Here is a 1,472-nt window from a genome sequence, read left to right on the forward strand (position 1 = left end):
GATGCGGAGGTCACCGTGTTGACGGTGGGTCCGGAGGATGCCAAGGACGCGTTGCGCAAGGCGTTGTCGATGGGTGCGGACAAGGCGGTTCATGTCGAGGACGACGATCTGCACGGCAGTGATGTGATGGGTACGTCGCTGGTGCTGGCGAAGGCTGTGGAGAAGGCCGGGTACGACCTGGTGGTCTCGGGGATGGCGTCGACGGACGGGACGATGGGTGTGGTCCCGGCGTTGCTGGCGGAGCGTCTGGGTGTGCCGCAGGTGACGTTGCTGTCCGAGGTGTCGGTGGCGGACGGTGTGGTGCGGGGCCGTCGTGACGGTGACAGTGCCTCGGAGCAGGTGGAGGCGTCGCTGCCGGCGGTGGTGTCGGTGACGGACCAGTCGGGCGAGGCGCGTTACCCGTCGTTCAAGGGGATCATGGCGGCGAAGAAGAAGCCGGTCCAGTCGTGGGATCTGGAGGATCTGGGGATCGAGGCCGGTGAGGTGGGTCTGGAGGGTTCCTGGAGCGTGGTCGACTCGGCGGACGAGCGTCCGGCGCGGACGGCGGGCACGATCGTGAAGGACGAGGGCGAGGGCGGCCGCCTGCTGGCGGAGTTCCTGGCGGGCCAGAAGTTCATCTGACCCCGGCCCCCTGGCCCCTGGCCCCGGTTCCGGCGCATGTTCGGTTTCGGGTCGGGGTTGTGGTTCCTGTTGTGCTCCCCCTGTTTCTTCGTTACTCGCAGGAGATTGAAGTCCCATGGCTGAAGTTCTGGTTTTTGTCGATCACGTGGACGGTGCGGTTCGCAAGCCCACGCTGGAGTTGCTGACGCTGGCGCGTCGTCTGGGTGAGCCGGTGGCGCTCGCGGTGGGTGCGGGTGCCGGTGGTACGGCGGCGGTGCTGGGTGAGCACGGTGCGGTGCGGGTGCTGACGGCGGAGGATGCCGAGTTCGGCGAGTATCTCGTGGTGCCGAAGGTGGATGCGTTGCAGGCGGCGTGCGAGGCGGTGTCGCCGGTGGCGGTGCTGGTGCCGTCGTCGGCGGAGGGCAAGGAGATCGCGGCGCGTCTGGCGGTGCGGATCGGTTCGGGTCTGATCACCGATGCGGTGGATCTGGAGGCCGGTGAGCAGGGTCCGGTGGCCACGCAGTCGGCGTTCGCGGCGTCGTTCACGACGCGGTCGCGGGTGTCGCGGGGCACGCCGGTGATCACGGTGAAGCCGAACTCGGCTCCGGTCGAGGCGGTCGCGGCGGCGGGTGCGGCGGAGGTGCTGGCGGTGTCGTTCTCGGCGCTGGCGACGGGGACGCGGGTGACGGCGCGGACGCCGCGTGAGGCGACGGGCCGTCCGGAGCTGACCGAGGCGGCGATCGTGGTCTCGGGCGGCCGTGGGGTCAACGGTGCGGAGAACTTCGCGCTGATCGAGGCGCTCGCGGACTCGCTGGGTGCGGCCGTGGGTGCCTCGCGTGCGGCGGTGGACGCGGGCTGGTACCCGCATTCCA

2 protein-coding genes are annotated in these 1,472 nt (G+C 69.8%); both read left to right on the forward strand.

What is annotated here, in order from left to right:
• Nucleotides 1–621: electron transfer flavoprotein subunit beta/FixA family protein (locus tag ACFYY7_RS45665; RefSeq protein ID WP_388672388.1), on the forward strand; the 621-nt coding region annotated here is incomplete at its 5' end.
• 115 nt (nt 622–736) lie between these two features.
• Nucleotides 737–1,472: electron transfer flavoprotein subunit alpha/FixB family protein (locus ACFYY7_RS45670; RefSeq protein ID WP_388672391.1), on the forward strand; the 736-nt coding region annotated here is incomplete at its 3' end.

Source organism: Streptomyces sp. NPDC001933 (assembly GCF_042890955.1).
Taxonomy (GTDB): domain Bacteria; phylum Actinomycetota; class Actinomycetes; order Streptomycetales; family Streptomycetaceae; genus Streptomyces.